The organism is Mucilaginibacter sp. P2_A4, from assembly GCF_056405015.1.
In genome coordinates this window covers 1-2,783 of record NZ_JBFUCX010000033.1, presented here as the reverse complement: position 1 = coordinate 2,783, position 2,783 = coordinate 1, and the positions used below count along the sequence as shown (strand labels likewise).

1 protein-coding gene is annotated in these 2,783 nt (G+C 41.0%); it reads left to right on the top strand.

What is annotated here, in order from left to right; translation table 11 throughout:
• Positions 1-190: 190 nt before the first annotated feature.
• Positions 191-2,590, top strand: coding sequence for an ABC transporter permease (locus AC1DYB_RS30360; RefSeq protein WP_477440692.1), 2,400 nt, complete (start codon positions 191-193; stop codon positions 2,588-2,590).
• The last annotated feature ends 193 nt before the right edge of the window (positions 2,591-2,783 follow it).

Sequence of the window (2,783 nt, the reverse complement as noted above, 5' to 3'; positions counted from 1 at the left end):
GCTATTTTTTTAGCCTTTAGCCTTTAGCCTTTAGCCTTTAGCCTTTAGCCTTTAGCCTTTAGCCTTTAGCCTTTAGCCTTTAGCCTTTAGCCTTTAGCCTTTAGCCTTTAGCCTTTAGCCTTTAGTCTTTTTAACACATTTTAACTTCTCATTTAAAGAGTTTTAGCTATCATCGTATAAAGTAAATATTATGATCAAAAACTACTTTAAAATAGCCTGGCGTAATTTATTTAAACATAAATTTTATACGCTCATCAATATTTTCGGTTTATCATTGGGGGTAGCCTGCAGTATAATATTGTTTCAATTTATTACCTATCACCTCAGTTTTGATACTTACCATCACAATGCAAAATCGCTATATAAAATAGTTACGCAGATACATCTCGAAGATGGCACTACCTTGTATGAACGCGATGCGGCAATGGTTTTGGCCCGGGCCATTAAAACTGAATTACCACAGATAAAGGATGCGGCGGTATTGGTTCAGAAAAGATCATTCACTGTTGCTGTACCACAAAGTAATGGCACAGGCAGAAACCTATTTTATGAAAAAGAGAACGTGGGACTTGCCGATAGCCATTTGTTTAATATACTTAATTATACCTGGCTTAACGGAAATGTAAAAACTGCCTTTAACGATCCGGACAACGCTGTTATCACCCACAAACTTGCTCAAAAGTATTTTGGTACAGATGATGCAGTCGGCAGGCTAATCCGGCTTGATAATAAACACAATTTTAAAGTAACCGGAGTACTAAAGGATAATGTAGATAATACTGACTTTAAGTGCGATATGTTTTTGTCGCTTACTTCGCTTAAAACACTTTATCCTGATGTTGAAAAGGATTTTCAGAATAGTTGGTATTGGGTAGATTCCCGTAATGTAGTGTTCTTATCGTTGCCGGATAATCTTTCTCCAAAAACTGTGGAGGCGGCAATTGTCAAAGCCGCTGGAAAAGAGGTAACAAAATCCTATCATTTTCTCTTGCAGCCTTTAAACGAAGTCCATTTTGATGGCAGGTATAGCGGTGTGATACAAAAATCGTTGTTAACTACGTTGGGTATTGTAGGCCTATTGCTTATAGTCATCGCCTGTGTTAACTTCATCAACATGGCAACCGCTCAAAGTTTTAAACGGGCTAAAGAGATTGGCACCCGCAAGGTTTTGGGCAGCACCCCCTCTGCCATATTTATCCAGTTCATGGCCGAAACCTCGTTAATCGTTTTGTCTGCCGGTTTGTTGGCTGTTTTATCGGTATGGCTGTTTTTACCTGTTTTGAACTCCTGGCTGCAAACTACACTTACATTTAATTTTGCGCATGATAAAGTGCTGTTTGTTTACATAGCCTTGTTATTGGCGGTGATTACTATGGCCGCAGGCTTTTACCCCGCCTTAATATTGAGTCGGTTTAGACCTGTGAATGCTTTGAAGAACCAGGTAGGAGGGCAGTCGCAATCAGCAGGGTTTAGCCGCAAAAGTTTAATCGTTATTCAAAACGTTATTGCGCAAGTACTCATTATAGGCACTATCATTATTACTATGCAAGTGCGGTATCTTAAAACGGCTAACCTGGGTTTCAATAAAACGGGAGTTATTATGCTGCCACTGCCGGATTTCGACAAGAGCAAAACAGATTTCCTGCGTAATCAGCTGTTGGCCAATCCGGGTATCAGTGCGGTATCTTTTTGCTACCGGGCGCCATCATCAACAGCAGATAAAGGCGGATCAATAAAATACGACGGCCGGGAATGGGAAAAGTTTGTTGGCCGTACCGTAATGGGCGACGCCGGATATGCAAAAACTTTCGGTCTCCATATCATTGCGGGCAGAAACATCTCAGAGGCCGACTCAGCTAAGGAATATTTGGTGAACGAACAGTTGGTACAAAAATTAGGCGTAAAAGATCCGCAACAAATTATTGGCCATAAATTTACTGCCGGCGATCTTAGCGATAAGCCCGGTACGATAGTTGGCGTAGTGAAAGATTTTCATGCCAAATCATTATACAAGGTAATTGAGCCAACCTACATCAGTACCTTTCGTAGCGCTTATCAATACGCCGGTATCAGGATAGATATGAAAAACCGTGCCGAAGCTTTGACACAGGTACAAAAGGTATGGCAATCTGTATTTCCTGATAATGTTTTTGAATACCATTTCCTTGATGAGCAGATTGCCGATTTTTATCAAAAGGAAGATCTGTTGAACAAACTCATAACATCCAGCACAGTGATCGCTATTTTCATCAGTTGTTTGGGTTTGCTCGGGCTGATCTCTTTGCTCACCGTTCAACGTACCAAAGAGATAGGGATCCGCAAGGTGTTGGGCGCATCGGTAACCAGTATTACAACCTTACTTTCTGTAGATTTTATTAAGCTGGTACTTATTGCCGTTGTGGTGGCTTCGCCAATTGCCTGGTTTATGATGAGCAAATATCTGCAGGATTTTGCTTACCGGATAGATATTCAATGGTGGGTATTTGCACTGGCCGCAACTATTGCCATACTAATAGCTTTTGCAACTGTTAGTTACCAATCGCTAAAAGCTGCCATGGCCAACCCGGTAAATAGCCTTAGAAATGAGTGACTTTAAGGTGAAAGGTAAAAGGGCGAAAGGTAAAAGGTTCTTTTAGGCTAAACCGAAAGGTAAAGGGTGAAAAGTTTTTGCCTGGTTGATTCACCTTTCACCTTTCACCTTTCACCTTTCACCTTTCACCTTTCACCTTTCACCTTTCACCTTTCACCTTTCACCTTTCACCTTTCACCTTTCACCTTTCACC

What these genes read in the sequence shown, in the direction of transcription:
- AC1DYB_RS30360 (WP_477440692.1), top strand. Translation starts at nt 191, where the DNA reads ATGATCAAAAACTACTTTAAAATAGCCTGGCGTAATTTATTTAAACAT.